Source organism: Aliirhizobium cellulosilyticum, from assembly GCF_014198105.1.
Classification (GTDB): Bacteria; Pseudomonadota; Alphaproteobacteria; order Rhizobiales; family Rhizobiaceae; genus Neorhizobium; species Neorhizobium cellulosilyticum.
Genome location: NZ_JACIGW010000006.1, coordinates 36,375 through 53,089 on the forward strand (window position 1 = coordinate 36,375; position 16,715 = coordinate 53,089).

At 57.2% G+C, this 16,715-nt stretch carries 16 protein-coding genes and 1 pseudogene; 4 read left to right on the plus strand and 13 right to left on the minus strand.

All coding sequences use genetic code 11. The annotated features are described in order from the left end of the window. Positions 1-17: 17 nt before the first annotated feature. The 6 genes and pseudogenes from GGE33_RS21245 to GGE33_RS27560 all read right to left on the minus strand — a co-directional run. Positions 18-758 carry an energy-coupling factor ABC transporter ATP-binding protein gene (locus GGE33_RS21245; RefSeq protein ID WP_183827645.1) on the minus strand — a complete coding sequence of 247 codons (741 nt, stop codon included), beginning with the start codon at positions 756-758 and terminating at the stop codon, positions 18-20. After that, positions 745-1,596 (minus strand): energy-coupling factor ABC transporter ATP-binding protein, encoded by an 852-nt coding sequence (locus GGE33_RS21250; RefSeq protein WP_183827648.1) that lies wholly within the window; start codon positions 1,594-1,596, stop codon positions 745-747. The genes GGE33_RS21245 and GGE33_RS21250 overlap by 14 nt, the downstream gene beginning before the upstream one ends. Then, positions 1,593-2,357 (minus strand): energy-coupling factor transporter transmembrane component T family protein, encoded by a 765-nt coding sequence (locus GGE33_RS21255; RefSeq protein WP_281388856.1) that lies wholly within the window; start codon positions 2,355-2,357, stop codon positions 1,593-1,595. The genes GGE33_RS21250 and GGE33_RS21255 overlap by 4 nt, the downstream gene beginning before the upstream one ends. After that, positions 2,357-2,953 carry an ECF transporter S component gene (locus GGE33_RS21260; RefSeq protein WP_183686639.1) on the minus strand — a complete coding sequence of 199 codons (597 nt, stop codon included), beginning with the start codon at positions 2,951-2,953 and terminating at the stop codon, positions 2,357-2,359. The genes GGE33_RS21255 and GGE33_RS21260 overlap by 1 nt, the downstream gene beginning before the upstream one ends. A gap of 66 nt (positions 2,954-3,019) precedes the next feature. Continuing rightward, positions 3,020-3,457, minus strand: a complete 438-nt coding sequence (locus GGE33_RS21265; RefSeq protein ID WP_183686642.1) for a PPC domain-containing DNA-binding protein — start codon at positions 3,455-3,457, stop codon at positions 3,020-3,022. A gap of 392 nt (positions 3,458-3,849) precedes the next feature. Continuing rightward, positions 3,850-3,989: pseudogene (locus GGE33_RS27560) on the minus strand (alkanesulfonate monooxygenase); the annotation flags it as partial. A 335-nt stretch (positions 3,990-4,324) separates the two neighbouring features. Between GGE33_RS27560 and GGE33_RS21270 the strand changes: the two are divergent. The 3 genes from GGE33_RS21270 to GGE33_RS21280 are packed head-to-tail and all read left to right on the plus strand — an operon-like array spanning position 4,325 to position 7,631. Then, positions 4,325-5,356, plus strand: coding sequence for an amino acid ABC transporter substrate-binding protein (locus GGE33_RS21270; protein WP_183686646.1), 1,032 nt, complete (start codon positions 4,325-4,327; stop codon positions 5,354-5,356). Positions 5,357-5,373: 17 nt separating this feature from the next. Next, complete coding sequence (locus tag GGE33_RS21275) at positions 5,374-6,558, plus strand: amino acid ABC transporter permease (RefSeq protein ID WP_183827654.1); 1,185 nt, start codon at positions 5,374-5,376, stop codon at positions 6,556-6,558. Continuing rightward, complete coding sequence (locus GGE33_RS21280) at positions 6,555-7,631, plus strand: amino acid ABC transporter permease (protein ID WP_183827657.1); 1,077 nt, start codon at positions 6,555-6,557, stop codon at positions 7,629-7,631. Before GGE33_RS21275 ends, GGE33_RS21280 begins: the two co-directional genes overlap by 4 nt. Before the next feature lie 303 nt (positions 7,632-7,934). On the opposite strand, the gene GGE33_RS21285 is transcribed toward GGE33_RS21280, so the two are convergent. Then, positions 7,935-8,132 (minus strand): hypothetical protein, encoded by a 198-nt coding sequence (locus GGE33_RS21285; RefSeq protein ID WP_183827660.1) that lies wholly within the window; start codon positions 8,130-8,132, stop codon positions 7,935-7,937. Positions 8,133-8,625: 493 nt separating this feature from the next. On the opposite strand from GGE33_RS21285, the gene GGE33_RS21290 reads away from it, so the two are divergent. Further along, complete coding sequence (locus tag GGE33_RS21290) at positions 8,626-9,675, plus strand: isopenicillin N synthase family oxygenase (protein WP_183827663.1); 1,050 nt, start codon at positions 8,626-8,628, stop codon at positions 9,673-9,675. A 368-nt stretch (positions 9,676-10,043) separates the two neighbouring features. On the opposite strand, the gene GGE33_RS21295 is transcribed toward GGE33_RS21290, so the two are convergent. The 6 genes from GGE33_RS21295 to GGE33_RS21320 form a co-directional block, all read right to left on the minus strand. Beyond that, entirely contained in the window at positions 10,044-10,490 is a 447-nt protein-coding gene (locus tag GGE33_RS21295) for an RrF2 family transcriptional regulator (protein WP_183686657.1), read from the minus strand. Between the two features lie 780 nt (positions 10,491-11,270). Then, a complete protein-coding gene (locus GGE33_RS21300; protein ID WP_183827666.1) occupies positions 11,271-11,705 on the minus strand; it encodes a VOC family protein in 435 nt (144 codons plus the stop codon). Between the two features lie 77 nt (positions 11,706-11,782). Beyond that, complete coding sequence (locus tag GGE33_RS21305) at positions 11,783-13,105, minus strand: NtaA/DmoA family FMN-dependent monooxygenase (protein WP_183827669.1); 1,323 nt, start codon at positions 13,103-13,105, stop codon at positions 11,783-11,785. Positions 13,106-13,167: 62 nt separating this feature from the next. After that, positions 13,168-14,823 (minus strand): dipeptide ABC transporter ATP-binding protein, encoded by a 1,656-nt coding sequence (locus GGE33_RS21310; RefSeq protein ID WP_183827672.1) that lies wholly within the window; start codon positions 14,821-14,823, stop codon positions 13,168-13,170. Further along, a complete protein-coding gene (locus GGE33_RS21315; RefSeq protein WP_183827675.1) occupies positions 14,820-15,692 on the minus strand; it encodes an ABC transporter permease in 873 nt (290 codons plus the stop codon). The genes GGE33_RS21310 and GGE33_RS21315 overlap by 4 nt, the downstream gene beginning before the upstream one ends. Beyond that, positions 15,689-16,705, minus strand: a complete 1,017-nt coding sequence (locus tag GGE33_RS21320; protein ID WP_183827679.1) for an ABC transporter permease — start codon at positions 16,703-16,705, stop codon at positions 15,689-15,691. The genes GGE33_RS21315 and GGE33_RS21320 overlap by 4 nt, the downstream gene beginning before the upstream one ends. Between the last annotated feature and the right edge of the window lie 10 nt (positions 16,706-16,715).

The window sequence follows — 16,715 nt, forward strand, 5'->3', positions numbered from 1 at the left end:
ACCATGACATAACGGAGTTAAGTCATGAATTCCCGCAGACGATAGACGACCGGCGGTTCCACGGATACTTCAGTCAGGAGCTTCTTGTCGGAGAAAAACTCCGACACAGGGATCTGGCACGGATTAAGTCCTCCCAACGCCAGAACAGTATCGGCATTTCGCTCGACGAAATCCATATCGTGGCAAATCACGATGATCGACTTGCCCGCCGCCCGCTCTGCGGCAAGAACATCCTCCAGTCGTTCGGTCCACACCCGATCAAGCCCTCGTTGAGCTTCGTCGAGCAGCAAGACAGGGCGCGCCATTGCGAGTACGGATGCTATCGCCAGAAACCGTCTTTCGGCAGCCGACAGATCAAGGGGATGCTGCGTGCTCTGGTCCAGCAGGGATGTTCTGTTCAGAGCGTCGGTCACTCGCTCCAATATCTTCTCCGTCGACAATCCGAGTTGTTGCGGCCCGAAAGCCACCTCGTCTTCGACGCGCGCTGCAAACAATTGCTGCTCGGGAGACTGGAACACTGTCCCCATGTAAGCCGCGATCTCGAATATCTTTTTGCCAGACGTCGATATCCCGTCAACGAGCACATCGCCGCTCTGCGGCCTGAGAAGGCCGTTGATGATCCTGAATAGAGTACTCTTGCCTGCCCCGTTTCGACCGACGATCGCAAGGATATGCCCATCCGGGACAACCGCGCTGATGGCATCGAACAATGCCGGCTGGCCCTGATAGGCAAAGCCAAGTTTCCTAAGCTCGAGCAATTCTTGATCTCCTCAAAATCGCGGCTGCCTCATCCAGGGTCAATGGAAGATTACTTTGCGATACCTGCTCTGCGGCTTCCAAGGCCGGTTCAATCTCCAGAAAGCCTCGCGTCACGGAAGGCAGCCCGATTGTTGCAACCACAGCCGGATCAAAAAGCGCAGCACGCATGCTTTCCATCTCACAAAGCTTTCCCTCATGGAGAACGAGCAACCGGTTGGCCCATCCAAGAACCGTATCCGGACTTGTGTCCATGATGATCACGCTGACTTCCGAAGGCAGAGCGTTCAGGACTGAAAGCGTGTGAGAACGGGCCTCCGGATCGAGATTGGAGAATGGCTCGTCGAGGATCAGGGCTTTCGGGCGAAGGGCAAGCGCCGAGGCGATCACCAATCGCTGCTGCTCTCCGCCAGACAGGGTGAAGGGATCCCTGTCAGCAAGATGTTCCAAGCGGCAGGATGAGAGAGCTTCGTCGCGCCGCGTAATGATCTCATGCGTCGGAAGACACAGGTTTTCGGGGCCGAACGCAATCTCTTCGGCTACCGTAAAGGCGCGTCCGGAAATATGCTGCGCAGGAAACTGTCCGACCAGCTGAACGGAGGCGGCGCGCTCCGCCAGACTGTAGTCCTCCCACGGCCTGCCGTTCCACAGGCAGCCGCCTGCGGTAAGTCGGTGAGTGCCACCACTGAACCAGCCTGCCAGCCATCCCGCAAGCGTTGATTTACCGGAACCGTTGCCGCCCAGAACGGCAATCCGCTCTCCCTGGGTGACCCGCAGGGAGACACCCTTGAGTACCTCACGGGATGCAAATCCCGCGTGAAGGCCGATTACCTCGATCATCGCAACACCACAACCACGATTCCCGTTGCTGTGAGAACGGTCAGCAACCAGCGTAGAACTCGCTGTGATAGCGTATCGGCAGGTGGATCGACCACAGTCCGGGAGGGCAGAGCCCTAAACCCTCGTGCCGTCAACACATGGGACCGCTCCTGGGCGTCAGCGAGTGCGGAAGTCAAAAGTGGGACAAGCAGCATGCGCAATGCCTGCAGACGCCGCCACGGCGTGCCATCGACCCTCAGCCCGCGCGCTTGCTGAGCGTTGCTGATCGCTTTTGCCCGTGCGGTAAACTGATCCAGAAGCAGGAGCGGACTTGCGAGAAGAAAGGAAAGGCCGGGCGGCCAGCGCGCAGCATCCAATGCCCGAAGCAGTGTTGCGGGCGCAGTGGTCGACACGAACAGCAACGATGCGGACAGGATCAGCGAAATCCGCCCGCCGACAAGCGACGCATGATCCAGGCCGGTCGAGCTGTAGAACAACCATCCCAGTGCCGGTTTCATGTCGGGCCTAGGAAGGATGGCGCCGTGAAAGATGAAGACAGCGACGGTAAATGGAAGCGAAAGAACGACGTACCGCCAGGCAAGATTTCGTCCTACCCCGGAAAATGCGCCGATCAGGAGTATGGCCGCACTTGCCATCCAGAGCATCAGCGGCGGCAAAATGAAAGATGTCGCCACGAGGGCAAGCAATGCGGTTGATTTCGTCAACGGGTTTGCCCGGTGAATCACACTCTTCCCCGGGCAATAAATGGATGTATTCAGCATCAAACAGAAGCTCTGCTGAACTTCAAATAGTCGTAACCGCCAGTCAGTCGTTCTGGCAACTGCCGAACCAGACCCCAGACAAGCAATGCGGAAAGCACCTTGTCGGCAACGTTCGCACCGAAAACCGTGAATGCGACGGAACTGACCAGGGTCTGGCCAACGCTTGAGAAATAAGCAACGAAGAAATCGGCACCGGAGCCTGTGACACCGCCGAAAAGGTAGATCCGGATCGGCACGGCTACGACGGTCAGTGCAGCTGCAATGACAACGCCGGAAATCACGGTCTGCCAGATCGTCTTGAACCAGCCGGCTCTCGCCAGCAGACCTGCAACAAGGCCGATGACCAGCGCGACCGGTGCGAAGGCGGCGGCAACGGGTGCAAAGATCAACCCGATGATCACGTTGGTGAATATGCCGGTTATCGCGCCGGCAATGGGGCCCGCCAGCACCGCCACCAATATCGTTCCGATTGAATCCAGGAAAATCGGCAAACGCAGCAGATCATTGAATTGACCGCCAACGATGTTGATCACGATCGCCACTGCGATAAGCGCAAGAACCTTGGTATCGAAATAGGTTCTGGTTGTAGTTGACATGGATATTACCCCCTATTGAGCGCCGCATCGGCCTGGCCCCGACCAGACTGATGCGCTCGTTGATGTTCAGATGGATGAGCGTGGTTCGACCACAAGTTCTTCCCAGCCCGATTGCGGGCAGAGTTCACGGCGAAACGACAAATCGGTGAATTCCGCGAGCGTGATTTCCGCCGTCGTGTAGACAGCCGACCCCTCACCGAAATGGGCGCCTATCGTTTTTCCTGTCCGGTCGGAAAGCGAGATATGAAGATGCTCGCCCTTCTCGTCGATCGTACCGACCAGCGAAACGATCTCGAAATGCCCGCTGACCTCAGCCCAGACGCCTGTATTTGCATAGCGGAGCAGCGCCGTGTTCAGACTTCCGACAACCGATACAATCGAAACGGCCTTGAGACTGTTGGCCTTGACGAAGGCTCTCAGTTCTTTGACGACGTCCTGGCCAGGTTTCAATCTGACCGCATAAAAGCGCGCGCCGCTTGATGGCGCGTTCGCATACTCACTCATTTCTCACCTTTTCTAGATTTATCTGATGCAATTGAGAACGGCACCGTGATGCGCCGTCTTGTGAATGAAGGGAGCTTCTGTCGACTGCGCGACGCAAGCGAAATGCTGGCGGATGGCTGGTGTCCATCCTTCGGTGTTGAATTGGAAATCGGCGTTATCGGAGCGATGCCCTCTGCTTTGGATCAGGTATCGAGCAGATCAAATATTCTATAATTTTTATAGATTTTTTATTTCTGCGCTCGCCGCCGCACTTAAATAATTGTGGTCGATGAATCGGCATGATGAAGATGATATTTTCGCATCTGGATGCCAAAGCCCTGACAGGCTGAGATTGGGTATGGTCAACAGCCGCCACCTTGCCAGTACCTTCACAAGGCCCGTTGCCTGACTTTGAGATCGGCTACGCAAAATGCCTCCTCGAGATGAGGATAGCCCGGATGCGAACGGTATCAGTCCCGAGGCACCGACATTCCCGCAGCCGAGCAGAGATCGTTTTCGGTGAGCCGACCAAGGCCGTAGCGGTCCAACAACGGCCTGCAGCTTTGGAGAAACCCGAACGGCCTATCGTGCTGCGAAGGAATGAAAGGTAAGCGGCAAAGATTCACACGCATTCGTTTATGCGCCACGCGGGAGCTTCCCGACCCTTGGGGAGACGGCGCAATGAATTTGTAGTCGCTAACGGACAGTCAGCCTTAGCAAGTTCATCCCGAGTGCCGCGATATTAAGCAAATGCCTTTTCTAAAGCTCGCTTATTTCGGCAAAGCCCTCCCTCGCGAAAATAGTCCATTAAATTAATGTAATATCAGGTTCGGCACATCGGGGGACAAACCGCTGGCAGGAGCCTGATTGTCATCAGGAGTTTTTCATATGAAATCCCAAGGACTTATTCGCGCCGCGCTGAAACCGGCGATCGCTGCAATAGTGGTTTCGGCGCTATGCCTTTCTGCCCCTGCCAACGCCGGACCGACGCTTGACAAGATCAACCAGCGCGGCACGATCAAGGTAGGTGTGGGCACGACGCCCGGCTTTTTCTCGCCGGATAGCGCTGGCAAATGGCAGGGTTTCTTCATCGACTACGGTCGCGCGCTGTCAATCGCGGTATTCGGCAATCCCGACAAGGTCGAGTTCACGAATTCCTCTCCACAGCAGCGCCTTCCCGCACTGCAGAGCGGCGAGTTCGATATCCTGCTTTCGGGGGTCACCGTGACCGTTACGCGAGCGTTCAAGCTCGGTTTCCACTTCGGCCCGACGATCTTTTATGACGGCCAGGGCATTCTCGTCCGCAAGGATCTCGGCGTCACAAAAGCTGCGGATCTCGATGGCGCAACGATTGGCGCACAAAGCGGCACGACCGGTGAACTCAACGTGGCTGACTTTTTCCGCAAGACCGGCAAAAAGTTCACGCCGGTAACGATCGAGGATACCGGACAGTTCATCGCCGCACTCGAATCCGGACGTGTCGATGCCATCACCCAGGACTCGTCCGACCTCGTCGGAAAACGCACCCAGCTCAAGAAACCGGATGACTACATCATTCTGCCCGAGCGCCTGTCGAAGGAGCCGCTTGCGCCCGCCATTGCGGGCGGTGACGACCGCTGGCTGGAAATCGTCAACTGGACGGTCAATGCCACGATCCAGGCCGAGGAATGGGGTATAACTTCCAAGAATGTCGATGAATTCCTGAAGTCGGAAGATCCTGCCATCCAGCGTTTCCTCGGCGTCGATCCGGCGCTGGGCGCAGCAATCGGCCTTGATCCGAAATGGGCCTACAACATCATCAAAACGGTCGGCAATTATGGCGAGATCTTTGATCGTCATCTGAAACCGCTTGGCTGGGATCGCGGTTACAACCGTCTATGGACGGATGGCGGTCTGCTCTATTCTCCGCCGTTCCGCTGAGAAGGCAATCATCGCTTATGTCGATCATTGCAACGCCGGGCCCCCGCAGGCCCGGCTTTCATCGCCGGTTGCAGATGTGGTGGGGTGGCCGGGTCCTGCTTCAACTCGTAATATTGGGGCTTTTCGTGGCCCTGATCGTATACCTGACAATAAATGTCGGCGACACGATGCAGCGTATCGGCATCTCTCCGGGCTTTGATTTTATTTGGCGGTCGACGAATTTCGAGATTGGCGAAAGCACGATCCCGTTCACCGCAAGCGATCCATATATTCGGGCCATCGTTGTCGGCCTTATCAACACGCTCAAGGTCTCCCTGTTCGGCTGTGTTCTGGCGACCTTCCTCGGTGTCATGATCGGCGTCGCCGGGCTCTCCGGTAATCTCCTGCTTGCGGCACTGGTACGCTGGTATATCGAGGTCATCCGCAACACGCCGCTGTTGCTGCAACTGTTCTTCTGGATTTCGCTTGCAAAGGCATTTCCCGCTCCGCGGCAGGCAGTCGCCCTTCTCGGCTCAGTCTATCTGACGAACCGCGGGGTCTATATTCCGTCGATAAAGGTCGAAGACCTGGCCATGGGATTACCCGCAGCCTTTGCCGCGACCACTGCAGTCTACGCGGTCATGCTTCTTGTTCTGTTCCGAGCGGGCAAGCTCAATGGCCGTAATGCCATTCTGGCCGGCTTGGGAATCCTGTCGGCGGTCGCGGCAGTCCTTCACCTTGGCGGCATCGACATCACGTTCGAGGCCCCGGCGCTTTCAGGTTTCAACATTAAAGGCGGCTACAATCTTTCGCCGGAATTTGCCGCACTGCTAACCGGCCTCGTCGTAAAATTCTCGGCCGTCATCGCCGAAATCGTTCGTGCAGGCATCCAATCCGTCAATCGGGGGCAATGGGAAGCGGCAAGGTCTCTGGGATTGCATAACAGCCAGATCATGCGTCTGGTCGTCCTGCCGCAGGCGCTGCGTGTCATCACGCCGCTGACGACGTCGAGTTATCTCGACCTGACCAAGGACTCGAGCCTTGCCGTGGCGATTGGCTATCCCGACCTCGTCAGCATCGTCAACACCACGGCCAACACGACAGGCCAATCACTGGAGGCGCTACTCATCCTGATCGGAACCTACCTTGCGATCAATCTCACAGTGTCGGCACTAATGAACGAGTACAACAGGCGCGTTGCATTGAAAGGGATGGCGCGATGACCGTTGCATCACAAATCGAGGTTCGGCGCCTGACACGGAAGCGCTTTTCGGCCTTGCGCGTGGGGTTGTTCGGATCGACCACCAATACGATCGTCACGCTTGTGACACTTGCCTTGCTGGCATGGCTTGTCCCACCATTTTTCCGTTGGGCTTTTCTCCAAGCCACATGGAGCGGCGATCAGACGGCCTGTGCCGCGCGCGATGGCGCGTGCTGGGCATTTGTCATAGCGAAGCTCCGCTTCATGTTTCTCGCTTTTTATCCGCAGGAGCTTCAGTGGCGACCGATTGCCGTTATCCTGATCCTCGTCGGCTTGCTTTGTGCCAGCGCCCTGCCCCGTTTCTGGCGCAACGAACTGCTGGTCGCATGGCCCCTCGCGGTGGCCGCATGCTGGTTTCTGCTCACAGGTGGGTTCGGACTTTCCCCGGTCTCTTCAAACCAATGGGGCGGCTTGCCAGTCACACTGTTCGTATGGGCAGTCTGCTTTGCCGCGGCGACGCCGATCGCGATCCTTCTGGCGCTCGCCCGGCGCTCCAGGCTCGGCGGTTTGAGAACATTTTCGATCGCGTATATCGAAGTCATGCGCGGTACGCCCATGGTGGCAATCCTTTACGTCGCCATGTTGATCCTGCCTATGGCACTCCCCGGCGCCCATTTCGACAAAATGATCCGGGCCATGATCATGATAACCCTGTTCTGGGCAGCCTATATCGCCGAAGTCGTTCGCGCCGGACTACAAGCCATTCCATCCGGGCAAGAAGAAGCAGCGACCGCGCTCGGCATCGGCTATTGGCGCACGATGCAGTTGGTCATTCTGCCGCAAGCGCTAAGGCTGGTTATACCGGGCATGGTCAATCTAGCGATCGGCTTTCTGCTTGCCACCTCACTTCTCGCGGTAATCGGAATTTTCGATCTGCTGAATGCGGCCCGTGCTTCGGCAACTGACCCCAATTGGCTGGGCTTTTACAACGAAGCCTATCTCGTGATGGCGCTGGTTTATTTCGTGATGTGTTTTGGCGCTTCGCGGTACAGCCTCTGGCTGGAGCGCCGATTGCGAGCAGACACCCGCCTATGAATTGTTTGTTGGAGGAGATCTATCGAGATCAGCAAGACGGTAAAAACGCTCTTTGTAACGTCGCCGCCCTGAACAAAATGCCCCCGCGAAGGCCAGAAGTCGCGCCTCAATGAAAAGCGGCTCCTATAGGGAGCCGCGAATTCGTCAGAGAAAGATCAGAGTTCCTGCCACGAAACCAAATGCGCCAGTTATTGCGCAATGCGCCAACCATCTCTCGATGTGAATTGACGTTACTCGCAGCCTGTTAATATCCCGGCGAAGCGCCGGACGCCGCTCAAAAGCCAACGCCATGACAACCTCCTCTTAGTAAGCGAAATGAACGCTCCAGAACAGGGTCACGTTGTCGTCACGCTCCACAGTTTCCTGGTCATCGTGATCTTCCTTGGCCGTCCGCGCAAAAGCTTCGGGCGTCAATCGTGCCTCTTCCCGCGCATTCGCTATCACCTTGCGCACCGGACCGAATAGGTCGAAACCGAAAAGGGAAATACCACCGCCAATCATTGTCAGCCTCCGTACCTTGGAAAACATACGGCACAGTTTCGCCGCAACCACGGCAATTTCCAATATTGTCTACTAAAATACTGCACTAATTTACACGGTCAGCGGAGACAAACTTGCCCGAATTTCGACACCTGAGGAAACACGAGTTTTTACAAGCAAGAAGTTCGGTGGAAGACGTGGAATGAGAATCCTGCTGGGCATGGGTGACATGCTATCGGTCATGAAACCACGCCTAAATGGTGCCTCAGCGCCTGACACGATGAGCGCTCGAACGATTCAAGCAACCGTCGCCGGTACGTCTCAATATCATCACCTTGCTTGCCACGGGGACGCGGCGGATCGAGGGTGAGCTCTTCGAGTATAGCCGGCAGGAAACCTTTTCTACACGATGGCGCATATTCGCGATTATCTTCTTTGTCTACTTTTTCGATAGACAATAACATGGGATCAACGGCGAGATTTCGCCCGGCATTCTAACAATACGAGGCTGATCGTGCCCCTTGATTCTGTAGCGGTCGAAACCGAGACCTCCCTCCCTACCCTCGACATTTCTCGCTTTCACGGGACGGCAGAAGAAAGACAAGCTTTCATCTCCGAGCTGCGCAATGTGCTTTATGATCATGGCTTCTTCTATCTGAAAGGCCACGGTGTCAGCCCGACGCTGATCGAGGATGTCGTCTCCACTGCGAAACGTTTCTTCGCTCTGCCCCTTGACGAGAAACTCAAGATCGAGATGGTCAATTCACCGCATTTTCGCGGGTATAACCGTGCGGGGCAGGAACGTACCCGCGGAGAGCCGGACTGGCGCGAACAATTGGACGTCAACACGGAAGGCACACCGGTTGCAATCGGTCCTGATACGCCCGCGTGGAAACGTCTGCTCGGACCGAACCAATGGCCGACCGCACTGCCTGAGCTCAAGCCGCTGCTTCTCGAATACCAGGCGGAAGTTACCCGTGTCGGCATCGACATTCTGAAAGCGATCGCAGCGGCTCTCGGCCAAGCGGAAAACGTCTTCGCCGAGATTTACGAACCACAGCCATCCCAGCTTCTGAAAATCATCCGCTACCCCGGTCGTGAAATCGCCCGAAGCGACCAGGGGGTCGGAGCCCATAAGGATGGCGGCTTCGTCACCGTACTTCTGCAGGATACGACGCCTGGGCTTCGCGTCCGCACCGAAGACGGTGTCTGGATCGATGCGCCACCGGTTCCCGGCACATTCGTCATCAATACCGGCGAATTGCTTGAATTGGCCACCAACGGCTTCGTGCGTGCCGATGTCCACGATGTCGTCGCACCGCCGGCTGGCACTGAGCGATTTTCGGTCGCCTTTTTCCTCGGCTCACGCTACGACGCAACCATTCCGGTCGTTGAATTGCCGGAAGACCTGAAAAAGGTGGAGCGAGGCATCACCGTGGATCCCCTCAATCCGATTTTCAGAGAAGTCGGTCAGAACCATCTCAAGAGCAGGCTGCGATCCCATCCGGATGTCGCGCTGGCACATCACTCGGATCTTCTGCCACAACAGCGGGCACCAGCCTGACCCGGACAGGTCCTCATGCATCCACGCTCATCGACGATTTTACGGATTCTATCTTCGTGACGCGCGATATGCCTGATCCGATAAGGAGCCAATTCCTAGAGTTGGTTGCTTTCAGCCACGAACAGAGCAGTCGCCAAAGGGCCAGAAGTAAGGCGTTACGCCCTGCGTTTGACCCAACGAATATGCTGAAAAAGCCCCTTGCAGACCGAGGATTACCCGATCCGAAGATGTCTTCGTGGGGTAAATGACGTTGTCCATGCGGAGAATGACACGCCTGGAATATGGCGGTTGAATGCCGATATTGGTCCAACCCGTCGAACATCTCCCGTCATAGCAGGATATCGATTGCCGAAAATGACCTGCAGCGTCTAGCCGTTCGCCGTCTTCACCGAGGATGTGGAGCGCTTTGTGACCATTTCTTCAAGTGTCATTTTGTCCAGGACCTCGGAGACGGCATCGCGGACCTCCATCATCGAATGGCGTACCTGACAGTCATCAGGGTGATCGCAATCATCACACGCCTCAAAAGCCGTCTTGCTGGCGCAACGTATCGGTGCAAGCGGACCATCGAGAATCCTGACAGCCTGTCCAATCGAAATCTCCGACGCCGGCTTAGACAGGGCATAACCGCCGCCTGGGCCCTTTTTCGAGCGCAGTATCCCACCCTTACGCAATTCCAGAAGGATCGCATCGAGGAATTTCTTTGAGATGTTGTTCTGCTCGGCAATTTCGCTCACGAAAGCCGTTTTGCCAGGCTCGAGTTGCGCCAGATGAACCAGTGCCTTGAGGCCGTATTTTCCCTTTTTTGTCAGCATCGAGGTTCAAAATTCCACATGAGCAATAACCGCGCAATCACCGGGTCATGCTGACCGATACAGGAGTTGGAGAAAACGTTCAACAAAGGGTTGTTGAGGGTAACCGGGCTTGATCGGTGGCTTGGTCCAGACAGCAGCTCCGCGGATTATAGACAGCAGGCTTCCAACTTTCAGCTCATCAGTAGTTATCTTTTTCCAACCTGAGAGGCCCGAACAGAGTCGGATTCTCGAAAGTAGGCCCGGCATCACCATCATCACGGTCTATACCCCGCGATGAGTGTCGCAAGCCTTTCCTGTTGTCGCGATCTCGAAAATCGAATGCGCATGTCGACACGAAGCGAAACACTATTCAGACATGATTGACGACGAGAGCGAGACATTTCCAATGCAAAGACAAGTCTTTGAATTCGGCGGACTGCCATCCGCGCCTGAATCACCCGCGGCGGGCGTTGCGCTGTGGCAATATTCCTGCCGCTGAAGCCATGAGGACAATCTACGTCCCATGGGCCGAAACCGTTGCGTGAAGGCCGATTGACGGGATGCCTGCGCCGGCAATCACGACCGGAATACCAAACGAAAGATAGCTCAGCATAAACATGGCAGCGAACAACCCACTGCTATCGCCGGAAGAAAACGAGCGGCACAATGCTTCTCATAGAGTAGTAAGATTATGTTCTGAACCCGGCACACGCAAGCGTGAGAACGAGGATCTGGACAGATCTCCAACCTGCGATCGTCAACGACAACTGGCCGAGCAATTATTCATCCGTTTCGTCGCCACTATCGTCCATTCTTGTCGGGGCGATGATGAACATATTCGACGACCGTTCCTTCACGATGGCGAACATTGAAAGCCCGACCTGTCGGCACGTCATGGAGGTCCCAGACGAATTCTGCACCTTCCTCCACAAACTTTTCGAAGTATGGCTGAACGTCATCAACCAGTACGGTCCCGGTCGTCTCACGGAAGGGAGAAAGTTGTTCGTCAGTGCCTTCGATAATGAGGAACGAGCCGACCATCGCCAGATACAGACCGACTTCAGCAAAAGGGAAAAAGGCGTCGTGTTCCACATCTTGAAGATTTTCGTAATATGCGATGGTTTCCTCCAACTTGCCGGGTGACACAAATACCCGGATCAATGTCCGCGGTTTCTGGCCCGTCGTATCCTTCAGGCGGCGACGCATCGGCTGACGGTAGAATTCGCTCGCAGTCATTGTCAGCATTTCCACATTTGATCCGAAGATAATCCAATCCGTTGGCGGCGGTCTGAGCGATCACGACGTCGCGTAGATTACCTCGCCAATCTTTGCCTCGTTGCAGCCTGGTCTCTCAGGCCGGGCAATTCCAGATTGGATCGGAAGTCGTCACCGACGTAATCCGTATCGATGATCGAACGACGGCGCAGTTCCGGCAGGAGCCCGTTCACGAGCAAATCCTCCTGTTCGGGATTTCCGAAGCCGTGAAGAGAAAGGACATCGAGAATGCCCGCGCGATAACGTTCCTCGATCGCATCGACGAGCTGTTCGGGCGTTCCGGCTAGCGACCAGTGCCCCGTTTCCTGCGCCTGGATGATCAACTCGCGCAGGGTGAGCCCTTCCTTGGCATAACGCCTGAACACCTCCACCCGGCCCCGACGGCGGTTGATGCTCGTTACCTCTGGAAGCAACGCATCCGGCAAAGGTTCATCAAGTGGTAGTTCAGAGAGATCCAATCCGCCGCCCAGCATGTCGGCCAGTTTCAGACGACCCTGTTCGTAGTCGATCTTTTCGTGCTTCTCCTTCAGCCGGCGTGCGACATCCGCATCGCTCTCGCCGATCACGGCGTGGAAGGAGTTCATGATGAAGGGCAGGCCCGCAGCCCTTCCGAAACCGGTGGCGCGGCGCCGCAGTTCGGTGGTAAAGGCAATCGCATCGTCCAGACGCGGCTGCGATGTATAGACCACTTCGGCATACCGCGCGCCGACGTTAACGCCCGCTTCCGACTGCCCCGCCTGGAAAAGCACAGCCCTGCCCTGCGGCAATGGCGGCACGTTCAGCGGGCCTTGCACGTCGAAATGCCTGCCCTTGTACGCAATGGGATGAAATTTCGCATGATCCACCGTGATAGCCCCGCTCGCGCGACGCTGGGCGACATCACGGTCATTGGCATCGTAAAGTGCGTTCACCACTTCGATAAACTCGGCGGCACGGGCATAGCGTTCTTCTGGGCTCGGCAAGGTCTCGCCAAAATTCTCCTCGCCGACGGAGGATGTGACCGCATTCCATCCAGCGCGGCCGCCACTCAAGTGATCGAGTGTTCCTATCTGGCGGGCGAGATTGTACGGGTGATGAAACGTGGTGGAGATCGTGGCGATCAGGCCGATCTGCGATGTTGCCTGGCTGAGTGCCGAAAGCGTGACGATCGGCTCTTGAATGCCCGCCGTTCCGGCAAGGCCGGCCGGATCGATATGAAGCAGATCGGCAGTAAAAAGGCCGGTGATCTTCTCCGCCTCAGCCTTTTTCGCCAGTGCTACCGCTCGGTTTATCCCGGTCGTAGGTGTAGGGTCGTTCGATGCCGCAATCACGCTGCTGGCACCGGTAAGCGTTTTCAAGCGGCGGGGGCGATTGAGTGCCATAGTCGGTTTCTCCTGAATGGATGTGATGTCGTAAAACTTGTTCGCCACGGCCATCCGGCAGCTCAGGCGAGCGTCGGCACGGCCTCGATCAGTGTTCGTGTGTAGCCATGCCGCGGCGCAGAAAACACTTGAGCCACATCGCCGCTTTCGACGATTCGGCCGTCCTTCATCACCAACACACGATCGGTGAGGTGATGCACGACGCCGAGATCGTGAGAGATGAACAGAAGCGAAGTACCGGAAGCGGCCTGAAGTTCGGCCAGAAGATCAAGAACCTGTGCCTGCACTGAAACATCCAGCGCGCTGACCGGCTCGTCGGCGATGAGCAGCCTTGGCCGGGGTGCAAAGGCGCGGGCAATCGCTACACGCTGGCGCTGGCCGCCCGAAAGCTCGCGCGGATACCGCTTGAGAAAGTCGCCGCTAAGCCGCACCGCCTCGAGCACTTCCAGCACCCGGTCACGTCGCTCCGCGCCAAAGAGGCCGGTCACATCGAGACTTTCGCCGACGATCTTTTCCACCGTGTAGCGTGGATCGAAGGAACTGAACGCATCCTGCGCGATCAACTGCATGATGCTGCGGCGTGGCCGGCGAGTATTTTCGGCGACGTTGCTCCACAATTGGCCATCGACGAAAACCTCGCCTTCCTCCGGCTCAACAAGTCCCAGAACCATTTTGGCGACGGTTGTCTTGCCTGAGCCGGATTCGCCTACGATGCCGAGCGCCTCGCCGGCGGACAGATCGAAAGAAACATCATTGACGACTGGCGTGCTTTCGGGGCCGCCGTAATGTTTGACGAGGTTACGGACCGAAAGAACGTGGGTGCCGGTATGCACCGTCTTTGAAGGCAGAGGGATACGTGTCGCGCGTGGCACCCCCACTTTGACATGATCTTCAGCAGACGTTGTCACCGAAGCCGAAAGCCGAAAACCTTTCGAACCGGCTGAAGGCACGGCATCGAGGAGCTGGCGCGTGTAAGGATGGCGCGGATTGCGCAACAGCTCCGCTGTCAATCCTTCCTCGACGATCCGGCCTTCCTTCATCACAAGCACCCGATCGGCAAGGCGCGAGATAACTGCCAGATCATGACTGATCAAAAGCAGTGTGTGCCCGGCCTTGCGCCGCTCGGCCAGAAGGTCGAGGATCTGTTTCTGCACGGTGGCATCCAGCGCCGTCGTCGGTTCGTCTGCGATCAGCAGCGACGGATTTCGTGCGATCGCCGTGGCGATCAGCGCCCGCTGTCGCAAGCCGCCGGAAAGCTGATGCGGATATTGCCGCAGTCGCCGGTCGGGATCGGGAATTCCGACAGATTTCAGCAGCAGGTTGCTGTCCAGACCCGGTCGTGAGCGCGAGAACAGCTTTCGCCGTCCGGCGGCATCGGAAAGCTGCTGGGCGATGCGGCGTAACGGATCGAGCGACACCAGCGCATCCTGCAGCACGAAGCCGATCTCCTCACCCCGCAAGCAACGCCAGTCGGTTTCACGAAACGAAAGAACATCCGTGCCCGAAACTTCGAACTTGTCGGCAGAGACGCTCGCCGTATTTCCGGAAAGTCCGATAAGCGACCTGGCCGTCACCGATTTTCCCGAACCGGATTCACCGACAAGCGCAACGGTTTCACCGCGATGGATGGTCAGGTCGATACCCTGCACGACGGTGTTTTGCTCACCGTCGCGCGGAAAGCCGATCTTCAGATTGCGAACATCGATCAGTGGCGTCATGCCTGCCTCCTGCCCTCGAATGCGAGTTGCCAGCGTTTGCCGAGAATGCTGATGGCGATGACCGTGAGTGTGATTGCCACGCCCGGCCACACCCCGATCCACCACGCGACACGAAGATAATTGCGCGCCTCCGCCAGCATGGCGCCCCATTCGGGTATCGGCGGCTGCGGCCCCATGCCGAGAAAACTCAAGCCAGCCGCCTGGATGATCGTGGAGCCGAGGCCGATCGTTGCAAGGATCGGCACCTGCGCGATCGCGTGCGGCAGAACGTGGCGAATGACCAACGTATTACGCCCGAGCCCGAAGGTTTTCGCCTGCTCGACATAACCGCTTTTGGCTATGACAAAGGTCTGCGCACGCACGACACGGGCAAAACGCGGCACGGAGGCGACACCCAGAGCAAAGATGAGATTGACGGTTCCCGGCCCGGTAAACGAGATCAGCACCAGCGCCAAAAGCAAGTCGGGAAAGGAGGAGACGACATCGAGGAAACGCGAAATGGCCTCGTCGACAATGCCGCGCGTCAACCCCGCGACCAGCCCGAGAAAGGACCCTGCCAACGCCGCTATGGCAATCGCACTGACACCGATCAGGATCGAATAGCGAGCCCCGTAGACCACGCGGGAAAACACGTCGCGGCCCAGATGATCGGTGCCGAACCAGTGTTCGGCAGACGGCGGCAACTGCGATTTGATCGGATCGGCCAAAAGCGGATTGTCGGCTGTGACGAGCTGCGGCCAGAAGGTTGCTGTTGCGACGAAAACCAGGAACAGCGATGAAAGCACGACACCCGGCCGGGAAAGAAATGCAGTGACTATCTTTCTGGAATGGCCCGCCGCAGTCAGGGAATGATCGAAGAAAACGCTCATGCCTTCGCCCTCCCACCCTCGTTACGCAAACGTGGATCGAGCAGGAGATAAAGGATATCCACCAGCGTACTCATCGCCACGTAAATGAGCGCTGAGAGGATGGCGACGGCCAGCACGACCGGCATGTCATGCGCCAGAACAGCGTCGACGGTGATGCGCCCAAGCCCCGGCCGCCCGAACACCGCTTCGGTGATGACCGCGCCGGAGAGAAGATTTCCGACCAGCCAGCCGGCCAGCGTCACGGCCGGCAGTGCCGCATGGCGTAGACCATGGCGAAGCCGTAGCGCGAGATCGCTCACACCCCAACTGCGAACGGTCAGCGCGAACGGTTCCTCCAGCGCCCGCTCCAATCCTTCCCGCAGTACCTGCCCGAGCACGGCGCCGAGCGACAGCCCGAGCGACAAGGCAGGCAGCACGAGTGCCGAAAGGTTTCTGTCTCCAGAAACCGGAAAGATTTTTAACGTGAAGGAGAAGACATAAAGCAGAAGGATACCGAGCCAGAAGGTCGGCGTCGAGATCAGTGTCAGTTCGAGCCCCCCGGCAATGCTACGCGGAATACGCTTGCCGGCAGTCAGCACCGCACTGGCGATGGCAAAAATGATGGCGACGGCAAGTGAAGCCATTGTCAGCTTCAGCGTTGGCAGCATCTGTGATGCAACAAGACCGGAAATATCGGTCTGGAGAATATAGGACCGCCCGAAATCGCCCTGTAACAGCCGTCCGAGATAAGCCAGATACTGTTCCAGCAGTGACTGGTCCAGCCCCCACTCGGCACGGATCGCAGCCTCCACTTCCGGCGTACGGATTTGTTCGCCGATCAACAGACTGACGATATCGCCGGGTGCAAGCTGGACGCTGATGAAGCTTAGCGTCACCGCCGCCCAGAGAACGAGAATGCCCGAACCGATACGACCAAGTACCTGCATCGGCAGGCCGCCTCGCGCAAGAAAATGCCTGCGGCGGTAATTGGCCACGGGTGCGTGGCCAACGGTCGTCACATTGTCAGCAGTCATGCCATCCGCT

What these genes read in the sequence shown, in the direction of transcription:
- GGE33_RS21250 (WP_183827648.1), bottom strand. Translation starts at nt 1,596, where the DNA reads ATGATCGAGGTAATCGGCCTTCACGCGGGATTTGCATCCCGTGAGGTA.
- GGE33_RS21255 (WP_281388856.1), bottom strand. Translation starts at nt 2,357, where the DNA reads ATGCTGAATACATCCATTTATTGCCCGGGGAAGAGTGTGATTCACCGG.
- GGE33_RS21260 (WP_183686639.1), bottom strand. Translation starts at nt 2,953, where the DNA reads ATGTCAACTACAACCAGAACCTATTTCGATACCAAGGTTCTTGCGCTT.
- GGE33_RS21265 (WP_183686642.1), bottom strand. Translation starts at nt 3,457, where the DNA reads ATGAGTGAGTATGCGAACGCGCCATCAAGCGGCGCGCGCTTTTATGCG.
- GGE33_RS21270 (WP_183686646.1), top strand. Translation starts at nt 4,325, where the DNA reads ATGAAATCCCAAGGACTTATTCGCGCCGCGCTGAAACCGGCGATCGCT.
- GGE33_RS21275 (WP_183827654.1), top strand. Translation starts at nt 5,374, where the DNA reads ATGTCGATCATTGCAACGCCGGGCCCCCGCAGGCCCGGCTTTCATCGC.
- GGE33_RS21280 (WP_183827657.1), top strand. Translation starts at nt 6,555, where the DNA reads ATGACCGTTGCATCACAAATCGAGGTTCGGCGCCTGACACGGAAGCGC.
- GGE33_RS21285 (WP_183827660.1), bottom strand. Translation starts at nt 8,132, where the DNA reads ATGATTGGCGGTGGTATTTCCCTTTTCGGTTTCGACCTATTCGGTCCG.
- GGE33_RS21295 (WP_183686657.1), bottom strand. Translation starts at nt 10,490, where the DNA reads ATGCTGACAAAAAAGGGAAAATACGGCCTCAAGGCACTGGTTCATCTG.
- GGE33_RS21300 (WP_183827666.1), bottom strand. Translation starts at nt 11,705, where the DNA reads ATGACTGCGAGCGAATTCTACCGTCAGCCGATGCGTCGCCGCCTGAAG.
- GGE33_RS21305 (WP_183827669.1), bottom strand. Translation starts at nt 13,105, where the DNA reads ATGGCACTCAATCGCCCCCGCCGCTTGAAAACGCTTACCGGTGCCAGC.
- GGE33_RS21310 (WP_183827672.1), bottom strand. Translation starts at nt 14,823, where the DNA reads ATGACGCCACTGATCGATGTTCGCAATCTGAAGATCGGCTTTCCGCGC.
- GGE33_RS21315 (WP_183827675.1), bottom strand. Translation starts at nt 15,692, where the DNA reads ATGAGCGTTTTCTTCGATCATTCCCTGACTGCGGCGGGCCATTCCAGA.
- GGE33_RS21320 (WP_183827679.1), bottom strand. Translation starts at nt 16,705, where the DNA reads ATGACTGCTGACAATGTGACGACCGTTGGCCACGCACCCGTGGCCAAT.